This is a genomic window from uncultured Stenotrophomonas sp. (assembly GCF_945952405.1).
Taxonomy (GTDB): Bacteria; Pseudomonadota; Gammaproteobacteria; order Xanthomonadales; family Xanthomonadaceae; genus Stenotrophomonas.
In genome coordinates, this window is record NZ_CAMFIA010000008.1 from 24,160 (window position 1) to 46,168 (window position 22,009).

Sequence of the window (22,009 nt, forward strand, 5' to 3'; positions counted from 1 at the left end):
CATGCGGGCCCGCCTTCTTGGGGCTTACCGCAGCCAATATCCCAACCCGCTCCGGTTCCGCGCCGGCCAGATCGTCGAAGTAGGTGTACGTGACGAGGAATGGCCGGCCTTTGCCTGGGTACGCACCAACGATGGGCGCGCTGGATGGGCGCCCGTCGCCTGGCTGCAGCTGCTGGACGATGGTCGCGCCGAAGCCCTGTGCGACTACGACGCCCGCGAGCTGGATGTGGAAAGCGGCGAGATGGTGAAGCTGCATCACGAACACGGTGGATGGTGGTGGTCCGAGCGCGCCAATGGCGCGACGGGCTGGCTGCCGGCCCGCGAACTGGAACTGCTGGAAGAGAACTGCAAATGAGCCAGACCAAGAACTTCAACCTGCCCGACCTGGGCGAAGGCCTGCCGGACGCGACCATCGTCGAGTGGTTCGTCAAGGAAGGCGATGTGATCAAGCTGGACGAGCCGCTGGTGTCGATGGAGACCGCCAAGGCCGTCGTGGAAGTGCCGTCGCCGGTGTCCGGCAAGGTGCTGAAGCTGTCTGGCGCCGCCGGCGACATCATCCCGACCGGCTCGGTGCTGGCCAGCTTCGAGATCGACCCGAACCTGCCGCAGCGCGCCGATGGCCAGGATACCGGCCACAGCCACGGGCATGCCCCGGCACCGGCTGCGGCCGCCGCACCGACCCCGCCGCCGCTGCCGACCCCGGCGCCGGCCGCCGCCGAAGAAGCCAAGGCCGAGCGCGATGACGCCGGTACCGTGGTCGGCGCGATGCAGAGCTCCAATGCCGTGCACACCGAGCAGGCGCTGGCCGTGGGTGGTGTCAAGGCCGTGCCGGCGGTGCGTGCGATGGCCCGCAAGCTGGGCGTGGACCTCAGCCGCGTGCGTGCCACCGGCAGCGACGGCGCGGTGACCATGGCCGACGTCAAGCAGGCCGCTGCCAACGGCACCGCCAAGCTCGGCGCCGCGCCGGCCCCGGTGGCGGCTGCCGCCTATGCCGCGCCGGCCCCGGCCCAAGTCTCGGCCCCGGTCCAGAGCGAAGCCCGCACCCCGCTGTCCGCCGCCGGCAAGCCGATGCGTACCCAGCCGCCGGGCGTGGTCGCCAAGGGCCAGCCGGAGCCGCTGAAGGGCGTGCGCCGCAACATGGCGCGGGTGATGGCCGATGCACACAGCAAGGTCGTACCGACCACGCTGAACGACGATGCCGACATCCACGCCTGGCTGCCCGGCAACGACGTCACCGCGCGCCTGGTGCGTTCGATCGTGGTCGCCGCACAGAAGGTGCCGGCGATGAACGCCTGGTTCGATGGCGAAGCGCTGACCCGTACCCTGCATGCGCAGGTCGACATCGGCATTGCCGTGGACACCGACGACGGCCTGTTCGTGCCGGCCCTGCGCAACGCCGACATGCTGGATGCACGCGGCATCCGCGAAGGCGTCAACCGCCTGCGCGAGCAGGTCGAGTCGCGGTCCATCGCGGCTTCGGAACTGAGCGGCTACACCATCTCGTTGTCCAACTTCGGCATGTTCGCCGGCCGCTACGCGACCCCGGTCGTGGTGCCGCCGTGCGTGGCCATCGTCGGTGCCGGCCGTGCCCGCCACCAGATGACCCCGGTGATGGGCGGCGTGGAAGCGCACAAGGTGATCCCGCTGTCGGTCACCTTCGACCACCGCGCGGCCACCGGTGGCGAAGCCGCACGCTTCCTGCGCGCGATGATGGACGACCTGGCACTGGCCAGCTGATCACCCACCTTATCGGCGGGTGATCGGTGGGTGCCAACCATTGGTTGGCACACGTCGGTGGGTGGCAACCGTTGGTTGGCACATGAACGGAAAGACGCCGGGCACTGCCCGGCGTTTTTTTGGCCCGCACCCACGCATCGCGTGGATCTACACGATGCGTGCGATCAATCGCGCGCGACCATCCCCTCGGCGCGGCTGTAGACACGCAGGCGATGCCCATCTGGATCGGCACCCACGAAGGTATGGCCGAATTCGAGCGTGACGGGAGCCTGCAGGATCCGTACGCCGAGTGCGAGCCACGCATGGTGCATCTGCTGCACCGCACCGGGATCAGCCACCAGCATTGCCAGCTCGGCGGCGCCGGCCTGCGCGTCCGCCGGCGGCAGCACGTCGTCTCGCTGCCACAGACCCAGCGCGGCACCGTCGCCGAGCAGGAACAGCGCAAAGCCGGGCGACTGCTCGACCGGCGGCACGCCGAGGATGCCGCGGTAGAAGTCCGCGCTGCTGGCGACATCGCGCACGTACTGCAGCAGGGTACTGGGCTTGAACATGGGGAAGCTCCGTTGTTGGGAGCCCTCAGCATGGTCCCACCCTGCTGACAGATCCTGTCAGCATCATCGCGCCTGCTCGACGGCTGTTGCCCTCGCCCTGGTAGAGGTCGAGCCAGCTCGACGGCTGTTCGCGAAGATCAAGGGCCGTCGAGCAAGCTCGACATCCACCAGGCGCAAAGAGCACACAGCAAAGGCGCCATCCCATCCCATCAGGCGCCGTCGCGCAGGCTCGACGCTACGACCGGTCCAGCCAGTCCGGCGTGATGCCCTGCGCCTTCTGCCAGCGCCGCAGCAGGGTGGCGCGCGGCACCGGGTAGCGTTCCTCCAGCCTGCGTACCTGGCGGATGCGGTCCAGGCGGAAGTGGCGGAAGTCCCCGCGTTGCTCGCACCACGCGGCCAGCATCGGCACTTCGTCGAAGTAGCCCAGCGCGAACGGCCAGACGATGCGTTCGCTGCGACGCCCCTGCGCATCCTCGTAGCCGAACCGCAGCCGCTGCTGGGCACCGACCGATTCGCGCACCGCCTGCAGGCGTGCCGCAGGCACCGTAGCTGCCGTACGCGAGGGGCCGACCCGCAGGCCGCTGTCGCGCAGCGACGCGCGGCGCGCCGCAGGCAGCACATGCGCGATCCGCGCCAGGGCATCGCGCGCAGCCTCCGCCAGCGCCGGCTCGGTACGTGCCGCGACCCAGCGCAGGCCAAGCACCAGTGCATCGATCTCGGCCGGTGGCAGGGTCATCGGCGGCAGGGTATCGCTCGGCGCCAGCAGGTAGCCGACACCAGCCTCACCGCTCAGGTCCGCGCCCTGTTCGCGCAGGGTCTGGATATCGCGGTACAGCGTGCGCAGGCTGATGCCCAGGGCAGCGGCCAGCGCCTGGCCGGCCACCGGCCGCCGATGGCGGCGCAGCAGCTGCAGCAGCTGGGTCAGGCGCAGCGCACGTGACATCAGCCGACCAGTGCGCTCGAGGCCACCACATGCTCACCGGGTTGCGGGGCCAGTGCGGCCTCCACCAGCGCCGCGGCGATCACCGTGGCCGGATTGATCCGCCATGCCCTGGGCAGGACCGGGCCCAGCGCCCCCAGTACATGCAGTGCGAGGCGCTCACCACGACGCACCTCGTTGCGCTGGCCGCCAATCAATCCCGGCCTTACCAGGGTCAGCGAGGCGAAGCCCAGCGCACGCAGGTCGCGCTCCAGCTCCCCCTTCACCCGGCTGTAGAAGATCGACGACTTCGCATTGGCACCGGCGGCGGAGTTCAGTACGTAGGCGCGGGCGCCCTGTGCCTGGGCCACGCGCGCAAACGCCAGCGGGTAGTCGTGATCGATGCGGTGGAAGGCTTCGCGGCTGCCCGCCTGGGCAAGGGTGCTGCCCAGTGCGCAGATGACCGCGTCCACACGCGCCCACTCCGGCGCGGCTGGCAACGCATCGAAGGCGAGCACCGGGTTCCGCAGCTTGCCGTGGGTGGCCGCCAATGGGCGGCGGGTGGGTGCGACCAGCGCGGTGCAGCGTGGGTCGCCCAACAGCATGGGCAGGGCCAGTCCGCCCACCAGGCCGGTCGCCCCCAGCAACATCACGCGCATCACCACCTCCACTGCGGCATCCTGTCGCCCATCCTAGCCGTTCAAGCCATCGGCGGCCGCGCCGATATGCTGGAACCAGCCCCTGCCAGCCCCGGGATTCACTCGATGACGGACCAGCCTGACCACCGCCCCGCCCCCGGTACTGCCCTTGGGCCGCCGGCACGCATGCGCGCGGTGGTCGACGATGGGCTGGGCGACCGCGTGGTGCTGCAGGGCGGCGGCGGGGTAGCCCTGCAGCAGCTGTTCGCCGGGGCCGACGCACCGGAGCCGCTGCTGGCGGCGTTCGCCAATGGCATGGCGACCCTGCCCGGCGAACTGGGCGACATGGGCGACCGCCTGCAGTCGGCACAGGCCAGCGCCGATTGGCCCCGCTACGGGCGGGCGATGCGGCAGCTGATCGACAAGTACATCCGCACCATCGAACAGCATTCGCCGGACGGGCAGCCGGAAAGCCTGCGCCTGTCCGAGCAGTTGCGGCTGCTGCTGGGCGGCGCGGTGGTCGCCCTGCTGCAGCACGACCCGGACCTGCGCGAGCAGGCGCAGGCACTGGCAATGCGCCTGCGCCAATGGCAGCCCGGTACCGCGCTGGAGCCGATCGAACAAGGGGTGCGCGAACTCGGCCACCAGGTTGGCGTACGCGCCGAGAGCTGGCAGGAGCAGCAGGCGCTGCTGCTGGAACTGTTCGCGCTGCTGCTGGAGAACGTCAGCGAGCTGCTGGACGACCGCAGCTGGCTGCAGGGCCAGATTGCCGCGGTACGCCAGCTGCTGGACGGGCCGCTGGAAGCCGAGGCGGTCGAGCGCACCCGCGCCGAGTTGCGCGAAGTGATCTACAAGCAGGGACTGCTGCGCCAGGGCATCGACGATTCGAAGGCGGCGATGCGCGGCCTGATGGGCGAGTTCATCGAACGCATGGATGGCATGGCCACCAGCACCGGCGAGTACCACGACCGCATCGGCAGCTATGCACTGCAGCTGCGCGAGGCGCGCAGCATCGCCGATCTCAACCAGCTGCTGCAGGACGTGATGCGCGATACCGGCAAGGTGCAGCAGCAGGCGGCGCAGGCCCGCGACCACCTGGCCAACGCGCGGCAGGAAGTGGAGCGCGCGGAACAACGCATTGCCGAGCTGGAGCAGGAACTACGCGCCGCCGGTGACCTGGCCCGCATCGACCCGCTGACCCAGGCGCTGAACCGCCGCGGGCTGGACGAACTGCTGCAGCGCGAGCTGGCCCGTGCCGCACGCAACGGCTCGCCGCTGGGCGTGGCGATGATCGATCTGGACGATTTCCACCAGACCAACGACGCGCATGGCCATGCCGGTGGCGATGCACTGCTGCAGCATCTGGTGGCCGTGTGCAAGCTGCTGCTGCGGGCTACCGACGGCATTGCGCGGCTGGGCGGCGACGAGTTCGTGCTGGTGCTGCCGGAAACCCAGGGGGCCGACAGCATGGCCACCGTGCAGCGCCTGCAGCGTTCATTGGCACACCGTGTGCTGACCGTGCACGAGCAGCGGGTTCCGGTGCATTTCAGTGCGGGCCTGGCGCAATGGCAGCCCGGCGACGATGTCGAGACCCTGCTGCGACGCGCCGATGATGCGCTGTACGCCGCCAAGCGGCAGGGCAAGAACCGCGTGCACGCGGGTTGATGGGCTCGGGGTCAGATCGCTTTCCCGACGGAAAAGGGACCTGACCCCGCCGATAGCAAGGCGCCGACCAGGGTCGGCCTCTACCGGGCAGCGCCGCGGCGCAAGGCAGCCGAGCGCAGGCTCGGCTCCATGGGGAAAACCCGGCCTATTTCCCGCGCAGCTTCTGCACGCCGGTGACCGCGGCCAGCACGATGGCACCGGCGATGATGCCCACCACCATGTTGCCCGCCGCGCTGACCAGCCAGCCCCAGCGGCCCTCGCCGCCCAGCGCCTGCACCGCGTGGTGCAGCGCCGGCACGTTGTGCACCAGGATGCCGCCGCCGACCAGGAACATGGCGATGGTGCCGGCCACCGACAGGAACTTCATCAGCCACGGTGCCGAGGCGACCAGGCCACGACCGAAGGCGGCAATGGCGCCACCCTTGCGCGACAGGTACAGGCCGACGTCGTCGAGCTTGACGATGCCGGCCACCAGGCCGTAGACGAAAATGGTCATCGCCACCGCGACCACCGCCAGCGTGCCCAGCTGGTTGACCAGCGGCGCGGCGGCGACCACGCCCAGGGTCAGCACGATGATCTCCGCCGAGAGGATGAAGTCGGTGCGGATCGCGCCCTTCACCTTGTCCTTCTCCCACGCCACCATGTCCACCTGGCCGTCGGCCAGCGCCTTGCGGCGCTCGGCCAGGCGCTCGGCATCGTCGTCGGCTGAATGCAGGAATCGATGTGCCAGCTTCTCCACGCCTTCAAAGCACAGGAAGGCACCACCGATCATCATCAGCGGCACGATCAGCGGCACGTTCCAGCCACGGCTGTGCAGCCAGGCCTCCAGCGCGCTGATCGCCAGCGCCGCCGGCACCAGGATCACCTTGTTGACCAGCGAACCCTTGGCCACCGCCCACACCACCGGCAGTTCGCGGTTGGCGTTGACCCCGGTCACCTGCTGCGCGTTCAACGCCAGGTCGTCGCCCAGCACACCCGCGGTCTTCTTGGCGGCGACCTTGGTCAGTACCGAGACATCGTCCAGCAATGAGGCAATGTCGTCGAGCAGGGCGAACAGGCTGGCACCGGCCATGAGGCGTCCAAGAGAGGGAATGAGCGGATTCTGACCGATCCAGCGGCCACTGCGGAAGCCATCGGGTTCACCGCACGCCTACCGCCCCCCGGCGACACTGCGAAATCCGGTAGTGCCGGCCGTTGGCCAGCAAGCGCGCCGTTCCGGACATTGCCGGCCCGCGGCCGGCACGACCTGTATTCGCCGCATGGGAGTTCCGCTTGAGCAATCCGCCCTCCGCCGCTGGCAATCCTCCGCTGGTCAAAGGCATGAACCGGCGCAGCCAGATCCTGCGCCTGCTGATGCGCTACCGCCATTCGGGGGTGTTCTCGGGCATGAACCTGGACGCTGCCAGCCACCACGCCGATGTGCCCCCCGACGGCAATCCGGAACAGTTCGTCAGCGACCTGGAAGCGCTCGGGCCGACCTTCGTCAAGCTGGGCCAGATGCTGTCCACGCGCCCGGACATGGTGCCGGTGGAGTTCGCCACGGCACTGGAGCGCATGCAGGAGAAGGTCGCCGAGATCCCGGTCGAGCGCATCCACGCCATTGTCGAGCAGGAACTGGGCGCACCGGTGAACAAGCTGTTCGCCGCATTCGACCCCGAGCCGCTGGGCTGCGCGTCGATCGCGCAGGTGCACCGTGCGGTGCTGCACGATGGCCGCCAGGTGGCGGTGAAGGTGCAGAAGCCCGAAGTGGCGGCGCAGCTGCGTTCAGACCTCGAGGCACTGCGCAGCTTCGCGCTTGCCGCCGACCACCTGACCCAGGTCGGCCGCCGCGTACGCCTGCGCGACTGGCTCAACGAATTCGCCAAGACGCTGATGCAGGAGCTGGACTACCAGGCCGAGGCCGAGAACCTGGCCCGCTTCGGCCGCCACCTGAAGCCGTTCCGGCGGCTGTGGATACCGCAGCCGCTGTGGGACTACAGCAGCCAGCGCGTGCTGACCATGGAGCTGGCCACCGGCGTGCGGGTGGATGCGATCCCCGATGTGCGCCGCACCGAGCAATCGATGGACCCGTTGGCGGCGGCCCTGATCCGCGGCTACCTGGACCAGATCTTCGTGCATGGCGAGATCCATGCCGACCCGCATCCGGGCAACCTGCGGGTGATGCCCGATGGCCGCCTGGCGATCTTCGATCTGGGCATGGTCGCGCACATGCCACCGCGCCTGCGCGAGCGGCTGCTGAAGATCCTGTTCGCCGCGGTGGATGGCCGTGGCGAGGAAGTCGCCGACGACCTGATCAGCATCAGCACGCGGCTGGAAGCGTTCGACGAAGAACGCTACCTGCGCGAGACCGGCCAGCTGATCGCACGCTACGCCGCCAGCGGCAGCTTCTCCGAGGGCCGCGTGGTGCTGGATCTGGTCCGCATCGCCACGGCCTGCGGACTGCGCACGCCGCCGGAACTGAGCCTGCTCGGCAAGGCCCTGCTCAACCTGGAAACCGTCTGCCGGCTGCTGGCGCCGGAGCTGGATACGCGTCGCATCGTCGAGCGCCAGCTGCAGCACGTGATGCGCGCGCGGCTGAAGAAATCACTGTCGGCCGCCAACATCGCCAGCGAGGCGATGGAGCTGCAGCAACTGCTGCGCGATGGGCCGCGCAAGCTGTCGGACATCATGGCGCTGCTGGCCGAAAACCGCCTGCAGATGAAGGTGACCGGGCTGGAAGAGTCGCGGTTGATGGAGAACCTGCAGAAGATCGCCAACCGCGTCGCCGCCGGCATCATCAGTGCGGCGCTGATCATGGCCGCTGCAATGATGATGAAGATCGACACCGGCTGGCATCTTTTCGGCTATCCGCTCATCGCGCTGGTGCTGCTGATGATCGGCGTGGTGCTGGGCTTGGGCATCGTCACCAGTGCCCTGCTGTTCGACCGCCGTGCACGTGCGCGCGAAGAACGCGGGCATCGCTAGCGCATCGTTCAATCAGCCGTATTCATGCGGTTTTTAATGTAATCCAACGAGGTCTTTCACGCTCGATTTACCATCTGGGCATGTGTTCGCGCGCGCATTTCCAACAAACATTTCAGTCAGGTTCGTGCATGCACTATCGGGTCATCGGCCTGTCATGTGGATGTGCTTGCGGCAGCGCCGGTCGGATGGACACGCGTCGGTACGACGTCCATCACCACCACCCCGTCACTGCCGAAGCTGCCTATGCTCTGGATACTGCTGCTGTCGTTGTTGCTGTTGTGCTGGTTGTTGCTCGCCTCCGGCAGGTGGGTGTGGTGGAAAGCCGGCTCCCTTTCACTGCTGCTGCTCACGCTCAGTGCGTGGTGGCTGATCGACAAGCTCTCCGGTGACGGGCTCAACGCCGCCACCCTGTATCACCTGGGCGCCGACATGGAAGGCGCCGGCGTCTCCGACTTCAAGGGCTACATCGCCGGCTTCGTGGTGCTGGCACTGGTTTCGCTGCTGCCGCTGTTCGCCACGCGGGTAAAGCGCTGGCGCCGGCCCGGCCACGGCGGCGCCTGGTTCGCCGGCTTCGCTGCCGTGTGGGTGGCCACGATCATGATCAGCCCACTGGCCCGCGACGGCCAACGCCTTTACCAGCAGCTGCGCCCGGTCGACTTCGCGCGCATCGCACCCGAGTACCAGGTGCCCACGCAGCCACTGCAGCGCCCGCGCAACATCGTCTGGATCTACGGCGAAAGCCTGGAACGCACCTACCTGGACGAGGCCGTCTTCCCCGGCCTGATGCCCAATCTCAACCGCCTCGCCGCCCAGTCACTGGACGTGCGCGGCGTGGCCTCGGCCGAAGGCAGTGGCTGGACCATCGCCGGCCTGGTGTCGTCGATGTGCGGCGTGCCGCTGACCACCTCGCAGGGCGATGAGAACAGCATGGACCGCATGGGCAGCTTCCTGCCCAAGGCGGTGTGCCTGGGCGACTACCTGAAGCAGCAGGGCTACACCAACCACTACCTCGGCGGTGCCAACGGCCAGTTCGCCGGCAAGGGCCAGTTCCTGGCCAGCCACGGTTTCGATGAAGTGCACGACCTGGCATGGTTCAAACAGCAGAAGAAGATCGGCCGCATCCACTACTCGGCCTGGGGCGTGCACGACGATGTACTGCTGGATACCGCCTACCAGCGCTTCGAGCAGCTCTCGCGTGCCGGCTCGCCCTTCATGCTGACCACGCTGACCATGGATACCCACCATCCGGCGGGTCACCTGCCGGTGTCATGCAAAGGCGAGCGCTACCAGAGCCAGTACGGCAACATCAACATGCTCAACGCGCTCAAGTGCAGTGACCGGCTGATCTCGCAGCTGGTGCAGCGCATCCAGGCCAGCCCGTACGGCAAGGACACGCTGATCGTGATTGCCTCCGACCATCTGGCGATGCCCAACGATCTGACCCACATCCTGGCCCAGCAGAAGCGCGAGAACCTGCTGCTGTTCCTGGGTGATGGCGTTGCCCCGCAGCAACTCAGCGCCGACGCAGGCACCACCCTGGATTCGGGTGCGACCCTGCTCAGCCTGCTGGACCCGAGCCTGAAGACGATGGGCTTTGGCCGTTCGCTGGTCGATAGCCAGCGCGCGCCGAGCGCCAGCGTCGCAACGCAGCGCGATGGTGGCCGTGACTATCCGCAGTATCTGGCCTTCGCCCGTTCATTGTGGCTGGGCGAACCGACCCGCGAACTGAAGATCGATGGCGATGACCAGGTGGTGGTCGGCCTGCAGCACGTGCAGCCACCGGTCCTGCTGGAGTACGACAAGGACTGGGGCCTGAAGTCGGTGTACCTGGAGAACACCTCGCGCCAGTTCGATGATGCCGACCCGGACAATACCCTGGCCTACGTCGATCGCTGCACCGCATTCGAGGATGGCTCGGCCGATGGTGACTGGTGTGCCCTGCTGGTCAACCGTGACAACGGCATCAAGCTCTACCGCGACAACGACCTGCGCGGCGGCATTGCCGTCGATGCGCCGCTGGATGCGTTCCAGGGCCCGCGCCCGAGCGTGCGCCAGGCGCACATGATCACCCAGAAGGGCCGCCGTACCCGCGCCGGCCAGTACATGCTGCAGCTGGTGGCGAGCACGCGCCCGGATCGCGGCTTCTGGATCGAGGCGGTGTCCTCGCAGCGCAAGGTGGTGCTGGCGCAGCAGTGGGTGCAGCCCGATGCCGACGGCAAGATCAACGTCACGTTCGGGCTGGACCACGAAGTGGATGACCTGGAAATCCGCGCGTGGCTGAACCATGCCGAGAAGCTGGCGGTGGATACCTTCGCGCTGGTGCCGTCGCGCGGCCGGCCGCGGGGATGAGGGTTCCTTGCAGGGCTGCGCCCGGCACCCGCTGAAGCACAAGCAACAACAACAGCAAAAGCGTGCATTCCGTGGTTTGGCGGGGCGGTGTGGGGTGGCAGGACACGCCGTAAACCCATCCATGGGGGCTCGATGGCGCCATCCATGGCGCCAACGGTCCCGCCACCCCACACCGCCCCACCTTTGACAGATTCCGTGTGCTGTTGGTGGGTGTCGACCTTGGTCGACACTTCTGTCAGATATCGAAATCAATCTGGGGTCAGATCCGTTTTCCGGAGGAAAGCGGATCTGACCCCAAGCGCATTTCCAACAGATCGCGGAAATCTGTCGAAGGCGGGGTGGGTCCGGTTGCGGGAGTGTCCGCGGCATGGATGCCGCGGCCAAGCCCCCATGGACGGGTTTACGGCGTCTCCCGCAACCGGACCCACCCCGCCATCCCACAGGAAATCAGCTTTTGCCGTTGCCTTTGCTGTTGCTCCGGCCTCTGCGGGTGCAGGGCACAGCCCTGCAAACAAACCGCTACTCCTGCGGATCGCGGGTGATATGGATATCGGTCGGGGTCGACAGCGGAATGTTCCGCTCGGCCAGGATCTGCAGCAGGCTGAAGTACAGATCGCTGCGGGTGGCGTAGACCTGCCGCGGGCTGGCGACGTAGGCATAGCTGTTGATGGTGATCTGGCCGCCGGCAATGCTGTCGATGTAGACCGTCGGTGCCGGCTGCTTCAGCACGTTGGCATGCGCGGTATACGCATCCAGCAGCGCCTGCCGCAGGTTGCCGACATCGGTGCTGGGCGGCACCGCGAACTGGATCTGGATGCGGCCCTGGTTGTTGCCCATCGTCATGTTGCGCACGGTCTTGGTGACCAGCTCGGAGTTGGGCACGATCAGCGTCGACTTGTCGCCCACCTGGATTTCGGTGGAACGCAGGCTGATGCGCCGGATGTCGCCTTCCTGGTCGCCCAGCTTCACCCAGTCGCCGATCTTCACTGGCCGCTCGGCCAGCAGGATCAGACCGGATACGAAGTTCTGGGTGATCACCTGCAGACCGAAGCCGATGCCCACCGACAGCGCACTGACCAGCAAGGCCAGCTTGCTCAGCTGCAGGCCCATTGCCGACAGCGCCCAGATCACCGCGATGATGATGCCCACATAGCGGGCAACCGTGCTCACCGAGTTGCGTGCGCCAAGATCCAGCTCAGTCTTGGGCAAGTAGGTATCGGTCAGCCAGCGCTGCACCAGCTGGGTAACCGCCAACCCCGCCAGCAGCACCAGCACCGCCAGCACGATCCGCACCGGCTCCAGCTTGGTTCCGCCAATGTCGAATCCGGAGGTGAACAGCGAAGCGAAACGTTCGACCACCGCGGCGATGTTGCCGAACGGTGCCACCAGCGCCAGCAGTGCGATCAGCACCACAATCGTGCGCAGTGCCGCCGACAACAACACGCCCGCCTGCTCCAGCCGCGATACGCTCAAGCCCGTGCTGAGCAGGATGGTCTGGCCAACCTTGCTGTCAGCATTCAGCATCCAGGTGCTCAGGTCATCGACGAACTTGAACAGCAGGGTCGCAGCCAACACCACGATGCTTCCGTTGATCAGCTGCTGGTTCACGAACTTGGCGAAGTTCAGGTAGCCCAGCAAGGTCGCGACGATGGCGGCCACCACCGCAACATTGCCTGCCACCCGTGCCAGCACCAGCCAGCTGCTGCGGCGCACAGGTGTGCTCGCACCGAGTCCATCGGCCTGCGCTTCCAGTTTGGCCTCGGCTTCGGCTGTCTGCCGGCGATGCAGGCGCGCCAGGGTCACCAGCATGGCCATGATCAGGCCCAGGTAGGTCAGCGCAATCAAGCCGTCGAGCGCCACGGTGGTGACATCGCTGGTGCGCGTGGCCTGGTCGACGGCGACCAGCACCGTGCTCAACCAGGCCAGTGCTGCGGCGCCCCAGGCATATTTGCGCAGCTTGAGTGCGGCGGTGTCGTCCAGGTTCAGCAGCCGCCACGACGGGCGCTTGGGCACCAGAAGACAGGCGCTGAGCGCTGCGATGAAGGCCGCACGGAAGGTGGCGGTCTCCAGGCCATCGGCCACCACCTGCAGGCGTGGTGCGATGGCATCAATCGCGTCCAGTGCCGCCATCAGCACTACCACGGCATAGCCCGGCAGCAGCGTACCCACCAGAAGCAGCCACATGGCCAGCCCGGAGCGACGCAGCCGACCATCGGGGGCACGCTCGGAAGCGGCGAAGCGGCGCCCCAGTGCGCGCAACCACAGCCGCAGCGGGAACATCATCACCAACGCCGCCACCAGGCCCAGTAACGGCGTGCCCCAGCCATTGGCACGGATGCCGGTAACCAGCGCATCGCGGCCCTGCTCTGCCAACGGCGCAACCCTCGCGATATCGATCGGTAGGCGCTCGGCGACCTTGCTCCACAACGCAGGCGACAACGGCGAGGCGACCTTCTGCCCCAGCTCTTCGGTACGTTGCGCGGCACGCTGCTGATCGATATCGGTCGCCAGCTGCTGCGCACGTACGGCACTGGCCTTGGCCTGGGCCACCGAAGCGGCCAGGCCATCGCGCTGCCGGGTGATGGTGCGTCGTTGTGCTGCCAGTTCAGGCGGCTCGGTAGTGCCCTCTGCGGGCGTACCCAACTGCGCCAGCTGCTCGCTGATCCGATCCAGCTGCGGCTGCAAGGCCTTCTCCAGCGCTTCGGCATCGCGCCGTGCCTGCGAGGCATTCTCGGACAGCATCGCCAGCGTTTCGATGGCTTCAGCATCACCACGCTTGCGCTCGACCTCCTTCAGCCTGGAGTCGATATCCGCCAGCTGCTGCTTCGGCGTGGGGTCCTCATCCTGGGCCAGTACCGGCGCGGACAGCAGGAAGGCAGCGCACAGCAGCAGGACCCACCAGGGTCCCCGTGCACGGATCGATCGCAGGAAAGAAGACAAGCCAGCCACACCGGTTCGCGCGGACCACCGCGCCTGCGCGCGACTATACGGCACCGCCGGTAAAGGCCGGATGGGCGGGCCTGTCCGCCGGCGGCATCAGTACTTCAGGCGCAGCTCTTCCACGCTGGGTTGCTGCAGCGCATACCAGTCCTGGAACTCTTCCTCGGTGATCTCGTCGGGCGCATACACCGCCACCGGGTGCCAGTCATGGTCGGTGGGCAGCGGCTGGCGCGGGCCGGCGCGCAGGCTGTAGCTGACCCCCTCGTAGTCGACCAGGTCATCGACCTGCGGCCACTGCTCGCGTGCGAACGCGGATTCACTCTTCAACAGGATCACCTGGTACATCGGCACCTCCACCTCGGTTGGATCAGGAAAACACGGCGCTGGCAGCAGGATACCGCCGCGCCGGTGACAACGCGCGCTCCGCCGGGGCGACGCAACGTTCTGGACACGGCCATCGCCCCGGCTTCACCCGCCCATGGCAAGGCCATCGGCATCGTGGAGGCTCGCCCCAGCCACGAACACCGATGACCGACCATCCGCCGCTGAAGACCGTCGCCGACCTCAAACTGCCCCGCTACCTGGGCACCTGGTATGAGATCGCGCGCCTGCCGATGCGCCACGAGCCGGAAGGCTGCACCGACGTGTCGGCGCACTACAGCCTGCTCGACAACGGCAATGTCGGCGTCACCAACCGCTGCCGCATGGACGGCGAGGTCGAGGAAGCCAATGGCGAGGCCTGCCCGGTCGACAATGACAGCGCGCGGCTGGAGGTGAGCTTCCTGCCCAAGGGCCTGCGCTGGTTGCCGTTCGCCAAGGGCGACTACTGGGTGATCCAGGTGGCACCCGACTACAGCGTGTCACTGGTCGGCAGCCCGGACCGCCGATACCTGTGGCTGCTGGCCCGCGAACCCCGGCTGGACGCGACCGTGCAGGACCATTATCTGGCGACCGCCCGGCTGCAGGGCTTCGATCTGTCCGAACTGATCAAGACCCCGCATACCGGCCATCCCACCGCCTGAGCCGCCGCCGCCCATGGACCTGAAGAGTGGCTACCCCTGGTGGGCGGTGCGCAATGGCCTGATCCACGCCTTCCCGCCCTTGCAGCAGGACCTGCGCTGCGATGTGCTGGTGGTCGGTGGCGGCGTCACCGGCGCCCTGGTCGCCCATGAACTGTCCGCGCATGGCCATGACGTGGCCGTCATCGAGCAGCGTGATATCGGCTGGGGCAGTACTGCCGCCAGCACCGCGCTGCTGCAGTACGAGATCGACACCCATCTGCTGGAACTGGCACAGCGCTACGGCCAGGATGCTGCCACGCAGGCCTACCGGGCCTGCGCGGACGCGATTCCGGCACTGGCCGAGGTGGCACGCGGGCTGGATGTCGACTTCCGGCGGATGGACAGCCTGTACCTGGCCAGCCGCCGGCGCGACGTACCGCGACTGATGGCCGAGGGTGCCGCGCGGCGCGGAATCGGCCTGGACGCTCGCTGGCTGGACCCGGAGGCGCTGCAGGCAGGCTTCGACGTGGAGGCCGGTGGCGCCCTGCTGACCCGCCGGGCCGCGCGGGTCGATCCCTATCGCCTGACCTATGCACTGCTGCAACGCGTGCGCCGCCGCGGCGGCCAGGTGCATGACCGCACCGTACTGCATTCGCTGGCGACCGGGACGCGTGGCGTCCGCGCGCTCACCGAGGCCGGTGCCACGGTCCACGCCCGCCACGTCGTGCTGGCGATGGGTTATGCCAACCAGGGCTGGCTGCAGCAACGGGTCGCGCGCAACCGTAGCAGCTACGCCTTCATCACCGACCCCATCGATGCCGACGTGCTGGGCCGCCTGCAGCGCACCATGGTGTGGGAAAGCGCGCGCCCCTACCTGTACCTGCGCGCCACCGGTGAGCGCCGCTTGCTGGTCGGCGGCCTGGACGACGCCATCGACATTCCAGCGCGCCGCGACCGCCGCGTGGAGGCCAAGGCCGGCAAGTTGATGAAGCAGCTGCGGCACTGGTTCCCGAGGCTGGACCCGGTACCCGCGTTCTCCTGGGCCGGCACCTTCGCCGAGACCGCAGATGGCCTGCCCTTCTTCGGCCCGCACCAGCAATGGGGAGCGCGGGTGCACTTCGCCATGGCCTATGGCGGCAACGGCATCACCTATTCGATGATCGGCGCGCAGCTGCTGCGGGCGCGGATCGAGAGGCGCAGGCACGCGCTGGAAGGCCTGTTCGGGTTCGCCCGGCTGTAGCCTGCCGGCGGGCATGGCCGGGCTCTACCGCGACGCGGCGCCGACAGGCATCATTCAAGCAGCCCCTGCTAGCGTCGGCCTGTACCGCCGCGTGCTGCGCGGCCACCCGTCCGCTGGAGCGCTGTCATGATCCGCCCCCTGACCCTGCTGCTGTGCCTGGCCCTGCCGGGAACCGTGCTGGCCCAGTCCGCTGCCGGCGCCACCGCGCCGCAGGCGGCGGGCCTGGATCTGTCGCTGCCGCAGGCGCCGATGCGCTATCTCAACGACCCCACCCTGCAGCAGGACCCGCCGGGGACGTTCTACGGCGACAAGACCGGCCCGCGCGTGCACGACGATGCCAAGATCGCCGACGTCACCGACGACAAGGTCAAGGTATCCGGCAGTTTCACCACCGGCATCGGCTATTCCAAGAATGGTGGCAACAGCCACTACAACGCGGCCACGCTGAACCTCAGCAAGAACTACACCACCGATGAAGGCAAGACCCACGGGGTCAACCTCAACATCCACGTGAGCGAGGGCAAGGGTCCGGGCTTCTTCGGCCCGTATGGCGGCTATTACGGGCGCGGCCCGGGCTACTGGGACTACCCGCCGCCGTTTGGCTGGTAACGCCACCTGCGGGATACGGGCCGACCCTGGTCGGCCACCACGGGAACATGTATCCGCTGCCGAACCTGCGGTAGCGCCGGCCGCTGGCCGGCGACTTCCTGGTTCAGGAAGGATCATGGGTCGCCGGCCAGCAGCCAGCGCTACCCGTTCGTCAATCCAGCCAACCATCACGCTCGCTGTGCAGGATCCGGCCGTCGTACCCGCTCAGGCGTACGTCCACCTTCTGGTTGCGGGCATTGCGGGCTTCCAGCGACCAGGTCGCACCGTCACGTTCCAGGGAGTGGATGTCGCGCAGGCCGTGTGCCTTTGCCCGCTCCAGCACCTGGGGGGTATCCAGCAGTGCGCGGCCACTGTGTTCGTCGAAGATCTCGCCGGTCTTCGGATCGACGTAGACCTCGCTGAAGCGGCCATCGGCACGGCTCACGTCAGCCTCCCACAGGCCATCATCGCGCTCGATTTCGTGGATCTGCGTGTAGCCAGCCTTGCGCAGGGCCTGCTCGACCTGGGCCATGCCCAGCGGTGCGGCCTGTGCGGCCGGTGCGACGGCCAGCAGCGCAACAGTGGCGAGGGTGAGCGACTTCAACATGGGGTTCTCCTGTTCGTGTTTGTGGCCGGACCATCCCGGCAACGCCACACTGCACCCCGTGGTTAACAGCGCCTTAGCCGGCCCTGTTAGCCAGCTGTTAGTCACCCCCGGCACACTCACGCCTGTTCCTCCAGCCCTCCCCGCGCCCCGATGCTCTCCACCCTGCCCCTGCTGCTGGCCCTCGTCAGCGCCCCGACCGCCGCCGCGCCCGCACAGGACCCGGCGCAGCAGGTCGCGCGCCGCGCCGTGCAGCAGGGGCGCTACGTACCATTGGAAAGCGTGGTGCGCGATGCACTCAAGCGCTTTCCGGGCCAACTGCTGGAAGTGGAGCTGGACGACGGCGTCTACGAGGTGGAGATCCTGCGCGGCGACGGTGTGGTGGTGGAGCTGGACTATGATGCGCGCAGCGGAAAGCTGCTGAAGACGGAGCTCGACGACTGATGCGCATCCTGTTGGCCGAAGACGATGCCGCACTGGCACAGCGCCTGGTGCCGCTGCTGGAACAGGCCGGCTACGTGGTGGCAGTAGTCGCCGACGGTCGCCAGGCCGAGGAGATCGGCCAGATCGAAGACCTGCAGGCGGCCGTCGTCGACCTCGGCCTGCCCGGCCTGGATGGACTGAGCGTGATCGAGCGCTGGCGCGGCAACGGCCGCGGCTTCCCGGTGCTGGTGCTGACCGCCCGTGGACGCTGGCACGACAAGCTGGCCGGCTTCGATGCCGGCGCCGATGACTACCTGACCAAACCGTTCCAGGCTGACGAACTGGTGCTGCGCCTGCGCGCCCTGATCCGCCGCAGCCATGGCCACGCCAGCCCGCGCCTGCATTGCGGTCCGCTGCAACTGGACGTCAACGCAGGCCGCTTTGAACTGGATGGCCACGCGCTGCCACTCAGCCCGCAGGAATTTCGCCTGCTCAGTTACTTCATCCATCACAGTGGACAGGTGATCGGCCGGGATCGGCTGGGCGAACAGGTATTCGACGGCGGCCATGACCCGGACTCCAACGCACTGGATGTGCTGCTGGGACGGGTTCGCCGCAAGCTAGGCACCGACCTGATCCAGACCGTGCGCGGCCAGGGCTGGCGGCTGGCTGCGCCATGAACCGGCAACCGTCGCTGCGGTGGCGCCTGCTGCTGGCCGGCGGCATCGGCCTGCTGCTGGTATCGCTGCTGGCCAGTGCGCTGCTGGGCGAACTGTTCAAGCGCAGCGCGCGTGACCGCCTCGACCACGAACTGCAACAGGACATGCTGACCCTGATCGCACAGGCCGAAGTGGATGCGGAAGGACAGTTGCGCCTGCGCCAGGAACCCAATGACGCGCGCTTCCTGCGCGTGTTCTCCGGTGCCTATTGGCAGATCGCCGGTGCCGATGGCCGCGTGCTGCTGCAGTCGCGCTCGCTGTGGGATGAAACCCTGCCGGCACCGGCTATCGGGCCAGCCACGCGCAATCTGCCCGGACCGCTGCAGCAATCCCTGCGCGCACGCGTGCAGCAGGTCCGCCTGCCCCGCGCCAGCGAGCCGTTCTTGGCCGTGGTCGCCACCGATCGCAGCACGCTGGATGCGGATGTCGCTGCGTTCCGCAAACGCACCGCCATCGCCCTGGGCGTACTGGTTGCGGCGTGGCTGGCGGTGCTGGTCAGTCAGGTTCAGTTCGGCCTGCGCCCGTTGCATCGCCTCGGTACGCAGCTGGAACGGGTACGGCGCGGCGATGCGCAGCGCATCAACACGCAGGAGCTGGGCGCGGAAGTCGCACCACTGGGTGAAGAACTCAATGCGCTGCTGGACCACCAGCAACGCATGGTCGCGCGTGCGCGCACCAGTGCACAGGATCTGGCGCATGCGCTGAAGACACCGTTGAGCGTATTGGCCACCGAAGCGGACGGCGATGGCACGCACTGGCGTGCCACCGTGCGCGAGCAGAGTGCACGCATGCAGGCCAGTGTCGACCGTTACCTGGCCGCAGGGTTGGCAGCAGACCACCGCCAGCGCGCCGGCGTGGCGGCAGTCGCACAGGCGATGTCCCGGCTGATGGCACGCGTGCATGGTGAACGTGGCATTACGTTCACGGCCGAGGGTATCGATCCGGCGCTGCAGTTCGCCGGTGCCAGTGCGGATCTGGAGGAGATGCTGGGCAATTTGCTCGACAACGCCGGGCGCTGGGCGAAACAGCGGGTCACGGTCGAAGCGGAAGCCAGCGACGGGCAGTTGCGCATCGAGGTACGCGACGACGGCCCCGGGCTGGCTGCAGACGCGCTGGAACGGGTCACCCAGCGCGGCGTGCGGCTGGATGAGCGCGAGGGCAGCAGTGGGCTGGGCCTGGCGATCGTAGGGGATGTCTCCGCCAGCTATGGCGGACGGTTGGCGTTGGAAAATGCGGCGCCGGGTTTGCGGGCTACGGTGTGGTTGCCGGCGGGGTGACGCACCGCTGCGCTCGCCGGGCATGGCCCGGCGCTACCGGTTCACGCGCCCCCGGTAGGTGTCGACCTGGGTCGACACGCATCAAACGCGCCGACCAAGGTCGGCATCCCCCAGGCATCAACGGTGGTGCATCCACCAGCAGTCGATCGCATCCAGCACGATGTGGATGATCAGGCCGATACCCAGCAGCCGCGTCTTCTTCGGCACGCACAGGCCGGCGTAGACCGCGATCGCCGGTGCGGTATGCAGCGGATGGAAACCGATGCTGCAGCGGTTCGGCGCGTAGATCGGATCGGCCAGCAGGTGGTCCAGGTCGATGATCCAGCCCAGCAGCATCAGCAGCCAGGCCGAGGCGAAACGCTTGCGCCAGAACAGCCATGCCAGCAGGGCTGGCACGGCGGCATGCAGGAACAGATGGAAGATCGCGCGGGCGCTCATCGGCAGGCGTGGCGCCGGGCAGGCCCGGCGCCCTGCATCAGACCAGCGGTTCGTCGGACAGGTAGGTGTAGCCGGTCAGGCCGGCTTCCAGCGCCTCCGACAGCTCCTGCGCACGTTCCGGCGACAGCTCGGCCGCGGCCACGCGCTGCGCATAGGTCGCGCGCAGCTCGTCCAGGCGGTAACCCACGTAGTCCAGCATCACGTCGGTGGTATCGCCACGGCGCTGCTGGGTGATGGCATAGCCATCGGCATCGGCCAGCACTTCCACCGCATCGGTGTCGCCGAACAGGTTGTGGATGTCGCCCAGGATTTCCTGGTACGCGCCGACCATGAAGAAGCCGATGCGGTAGCTCTCGCCCGGCTTCATCTTGTGCAGCGGCAGCGAGCTGTCCAGGCTCTCGTTCTCGACATAGGTTTCCACCATGCCGTCCGAGTCGCAGGTCATGTCGGCGATGATGCCGCGACGATCCGGGGTTTCGTCCAGGCGCTCGATCGGCACGATCGGGAACACCTGGTCGATCGCCCACACATCCGGGATCGATTCGAACACGCTGAAGTTGACGAAGTACTTGTCGACCAGGCGCTCGTTCAGCTCATCCAGCACCGGGCGGTGGCTCTTCTCGTCGTAGCTCAGGCGCGCGCGCACGCCGTGCGCGATGGCATAGAACAGGTCGTCGATGCGCGCACGCTGCGGCAGGTCGATCTGGCCCAGCGCGTAGCTGGCCAGGCCTTCGGCATGGAAATGCTGCGCCTCCTGGAACAGTTCCACCGCCGGACGCACGTCCAGCTCGTCGTGGATCTCGCGCAGGTGGCGGATCGCCGCCGGCTCATCGTCGTGCTGGTCCGGCACCCGGCCTTCCTGCGCCTCTTCCACTTCCGAGACGTTGGCGATCAGCACCGCGTGGTGCGCGGTCATCGCACGGCCACACTCGGTGACGATGCGCGGCGGGGTCAGGCCGAACTCTTCGCAGGCATTGGCCAGTGGCTGCACGATGTTGCTGGCATAGGAATGCAGGCCGTAGTTGATCGAGCAGAAGCTGCGCGAACGGGTGCCTTCATAGTCCACGCCCAGGCCACCACCGACATCGACGTGGGTGATCTTCGCGCCCAGGCGCGACAGCTCCACGAAGTAACGGGTCGCTTCGCGCATGCCGTTGGCGATGTCGCGCACGTTGGAGATCTGCGACCCCATGTGGAAATGCAGCAGGTTCAGGCAGTCGGCGTACTCGGTGTCACGCAGCGACTTCCACAGGTCCAGCAGCTGGCGCGGCGACAGGCCGAACTTGGCCTTGTCACCACCACTGTTCTGCCACTTGCCGGCGCCCAGCGAAGCCAGGCGCATGCGCACGCCCAGGCCCGGCTTCACGTCCAGCGCCTTGGATTCTTCCAGTACCAGCTTCAGTTCGGACGGCTTCTCGATGACGATGAAGGTCTGCAGGCCCAGCTTGCGGCCGATCAGGGCCAGGCGGATGTACTCGCGGTCCTTGTAGCCGTTGCAGACGATCAGGCCGCCCGGGCGCGACAGCGCCAGCACCGCCATCAGCTCGGGCTTGCTGCCCGCTTCCAGGCCGAAGCCCTCGCCGTGGTGGCTGGCCAGGGTGCCGGCCACGCCGCGGGTCTGGTTGACCTTGATCGGGTACACGGCGGTGTAGCCGCCGCTGTACTCCCAGTCCTGCTGGGCCTGGGCGAAGGCCGCCTGCAGCTTGCCCAGGCGCTGGCCGAGGATGTCCGGGAAGCGCACCAGCAGCGGCAGCTTGGCACCGGCCGCGCGCGCGGCATCGACCACCTTGGGCAGCGAAACCACCGGGCCGTCTGCCCCGGTCGGTCTCACCACCATGTGCCCGGCCTGATCCACGTCGAAGTAACCGTCCGCCCAATGCGGGATCGAGTAGGTCTTGCGGGCTTGGTCGAGGGACCAATCGGTCATTTCAGTCGGCCTTGTTGGCAATAAAAGGG

20 protein-coding genes are annotated in these 22,009 nt (G+C 67.7%); 11 read left to right on the top strand and 9 right to left on the bottom strand.

What is annotated here, in order from left to right:
• Position 1: 1 nt before the first annotated feature.
• Entirely contained in the window at positions 2 to 355 is a 354-nt protein-coding gene (locus tag Q0P60_RS10155; RefSeq protein ID WP_294992175.1) for an SH3 domain-containing protein, read from the top strand.
• A complete protein-coding gene (locus Q0P60_RS10160) occupies positions 352 to 1,737 on the top strand; it encodes a dihydrolipoamide acetyltransferase family protein (protein WP_294992178.1) in 1,386 nt (461 codons plus the stop codon). Before Q0P60_RS10155 ends, Q0P60_RS10160 begins: the two co-directional genes overlap by 4 nt.
• Positions 1,738 to 1,901: 164 nt before the next feature.
• Here the strand turns inward: Q0P60_RS10160 and Q0P60_RS10165 are convergent, their stop codons facing one another.
• The 3 genes from Q0P60_RS10165 to Q0P60_RS10175 form a co-directional block, all read right to left on the bottom strand.
• Positions 1,902 to 2,288 carry a VOC family protein gene (locus tag Q0P60_RS10165; protein WP_294992181.1) on the bottom strand — a complete coding sequence of 129 codons (387 nt, stop codon included), beginning with the start codon at positions 2,286 to 2,288 and terminating at the stop codon, positions 1,902 to 1,904.
• Positions 2,289 to 2,523: 235 nt separating this feature from the next.
• A complete protein-coding gene (locus tag Q0P60_RS10170; RefSeq protein ID WP_294992184.1) occupies positions 2,524 to 3,231 on the bottom strand; it encodes a WYL domain-containing protein in 708 nt (235 codons plus the stop codon).
• Positions 3,231 to 3,866, bottom strand: coding sequence for an NAD-dependent dehydratase (locus tag Q0P60_RS10175; RefSeq protein ID WP_294992187.1), 636 nt, complete (start codon positions 3,864 to 3,866; stop codon positions 3,231 to 3,233). The genes Q0P60_RS10170 and Q0P60_RS10175 overlap by 1 nt, the downstream gene beginning before the upstream one ends.
• Positions 3,867 to 3,971: 105 nt before the next feature.
• On the opposite strand from Q0P60_RS10175, the gene Q0P60_RS10180 reads away from it, so the two are divergent.
• Complete coding sequence (locus Q0P60_RS10180; protein WP_294992190.1) at positions 3,972 to 5,510, top strand: GGDEF domain-containing protein; 1,539 nt, start codon at positions 3,972 to 3,974, stop codon at positions 5,508 to 5,510.
• 145 nt (positions 5,511 to 5,655) lie between these two features.
• On the opposite strand, the gene Q0P60_RS10185 is transcribed toward Q0P60_RS10180, so the two are convergent.
• A complete protein-coding gene (locus tag Q0P60_RS10185; RefSeq protein ID WP_294992194.1) occupies positions 5,656 to 6,582 on the bottom strand; it encodes a DUF808 domain-containing protein in 927 nt (308 codons plus the stop codon).
• Between the two features lie 200 nt (positions 6,583 to 6,782).
• On the opposite strand from Q0P60_RS10185, the gene Q0P60_RS10190 reads away from it, so the two are divergent.
• Both Q0P60_RS10190 and Q0P60_RS10195 read left to right on the top strand, forming a co-directional pair.
• A complete protein-coding gene (locus Q0P60_RS10190) occupies positions 6,783 to 8,474 on the top strand; it encodes an AarF/UbiB family protein (protein ID WP_345780325.1) in 1,692 nt (563 codons plus the stop codon).
• A gap of 243 nt (positions 8,475 to 8,717) precedes the next feature.
• Positions 8,718 to 10,823, top strand: a complete 2,106-nt coding sequence (locus Q0P60_RS10195; protein WP_294992200.1) for a phosphoglycerol transferase I — start codon at positions 8,718 to 8,720, stop codon at positions 10,821 to 10,823.
• Between the two features lie 519 nt (positions 10,824 to 11,342).
• Here Q0P60_RS10195 and Q0P60_RS10200 read toward each other — a convergent pair.
• Positions 11,343 to 13,772 carry a DUF3772 domain-containing protein gene (locus Q0P60_RS10200; RefSeq protein ID WP_294992203.1) on the bottom strand — a complete coding sequence of 810 codons (2,430 nt, stop codon included), beginning with the start codon at positions 13,770 to 13,772 and terminating at the stop codon, positions 11,343 to 11,345.
• Positions 13,773 to 13,859: 87 nt separating this feature from the next.
• The gene (locus Q0P60_RS10205) at positions 13,860 to 14,108 is read right to left on the bottom strand and encodes a hypothetical protein (protein ID WP_294992206.1); all 249 of its coding nucleotides are present in this window, start codon (positions 14,106 to 14,108) and stop codon (positions 13,860 to 13,862) included.
• Between the two features lie 182 nt (positions 14,109 to 14,290).
• Between Q0P60_RS10205 and Q0P60_RS10210 the strand changes: the two genes are divergently transcribed.
• The 3 genes from Q0P60_RS10210 (at position 14,291) to Q0P60_RS10220 (ending at position 16,613) form a co-directional block, all read left to right on the top strand.
• Positions 14,291 to 14,785, top strand: coding sequence for a lipocalin family protein (locus Q0P60_RS10210; RefSeq protein WP_294992209.1), 495 nt, complete (start codon positions 14,291 to 14,293; stop codon positions 14,783 to 14,785).
• Between the two features lie 13 nt (positions 14,786 to 14,798).
• Positions 14,799 to 16,004 (top strand): FAD-dependent oxidoreductase, encoded by a 1,206-nt coding sequence (locus Q0P60_RS10215; RefSeq protein WP_294992212.1) that lies wholly within the window; start codon positions 14,799 to 14,801, stop codon positions 16,002 to 16,004.
• Between the two features lie 126 nt (positions 16,005 to 16,130).
• Positions 16,131 to 16,613: a hypothetical protein gene (locus Q0P60_RS10220; protein ID WP_294992215.1), complete on the top strand. Its 483-nt coding sequence runs from the start codon at positions 16,131 to 16,133 to the stop codon at positions 16,611 to 16,613.
• A gap of 151 nt (positions 16,614 to 16,764) precedes the next feature.
• Here Q0P60_RS10220 and Q0P60_RS10225 read toward each other — a convergent pair whose 3' ends face one another.
• A complete protein-coding gene (locus Q0P60_RS10225) occupies positions 16,765 to 17,199 on the bottom strand; it encodes a PepSY domain-containing protein (protein ID WP_294992218.1) in 435 nt (144 codons plus the stop codon).
• Between the two features lie 150 nt (positions 17,200 to 17,349).
• Between Q0P60_RS10225 and Q0P60_RS10230 the strand changes: the two genes are divergently transcribed.
• The 3 genes from Q0P60_RS10230 to Q0P60_RS10240 are packed head-to-tail and all read left to right on the top strand — an operon-like array spanning position 17,350 to position 19,615.
• Positions 17,350 to 17,640, top strand: a complete 291-nt coding sequence (locus tag Q0P60_RS10230) for a PepSY domain-containing protein (protein WP_294992221.1) — start codon at positions 17,350 to 17,352, stop codon at positions 17,638 to 17,640.
• Positions 17,640 to 18,299 carry a response regulator transcription factor gene (locus tag Q0P60_RS10235; protein ID WP_294992224.1) on the top strand — a complete coding sequence of 220 codons (660 nt, stop codon included), beginning with the start codon at positions 17,640 to 17,642 and terminating at the stop codon, positions 18,297 to 18,299. Before Q0P60_RS10230 ends, Q0P60_RS10235 begins: the two co-directional genes overlap by 1 nt.
• Positions 18,296 to 19,615, top strand: a complete 1,320-nt coding sequence (locus tag Q0P60_RS10240) for a HAMP domain-containing sensor histidine kinase (RefSeq protein ID WP_294992227.1) — start codon at positions 18,296 to 18,298, stop codon at positions 19,613 to 19,615. Before Q0P60_RS10235 ends, Q0P60_RS10240 begins: the two co-directional genes overlap by 4 nt.
• A 117-nt stretch (positions 19,616 to 19,732) precedes the next feature.
• Here the strand turns inward: Q0P60_RS10240 and Q0P60_RS10245 are convergent, their stop codons facing one another.
• Positions 19,733 to 20,053 carry a DUF6122 family protein gene (locus Q0P60_RS10245; protein ID WP_294992230.1) on the bottom strand — a complete coding sequence of 107 codons (321 nt, stop codon included), beginning with the start codon at positions 20,051 to 20,053 and terminating at the stop codon, positions 19,733 to 19,735.
• Between the two features lie 37 nt (positions 20,054 to 20,090).
• Positions 20,091 to 21,980, bottom strand: coding sequence for an arginine decarboxylase (speA, locus tag Q0P60_RS10250; protein WP_294992233.1), 1,890 nt, complete (start codon positions 21,978 to 21,980; stop codon positions 20,091 to 20,093).
• Between the last annotated feature and the right edge of the window lie 29 nt (positions 21,981 to 22,009).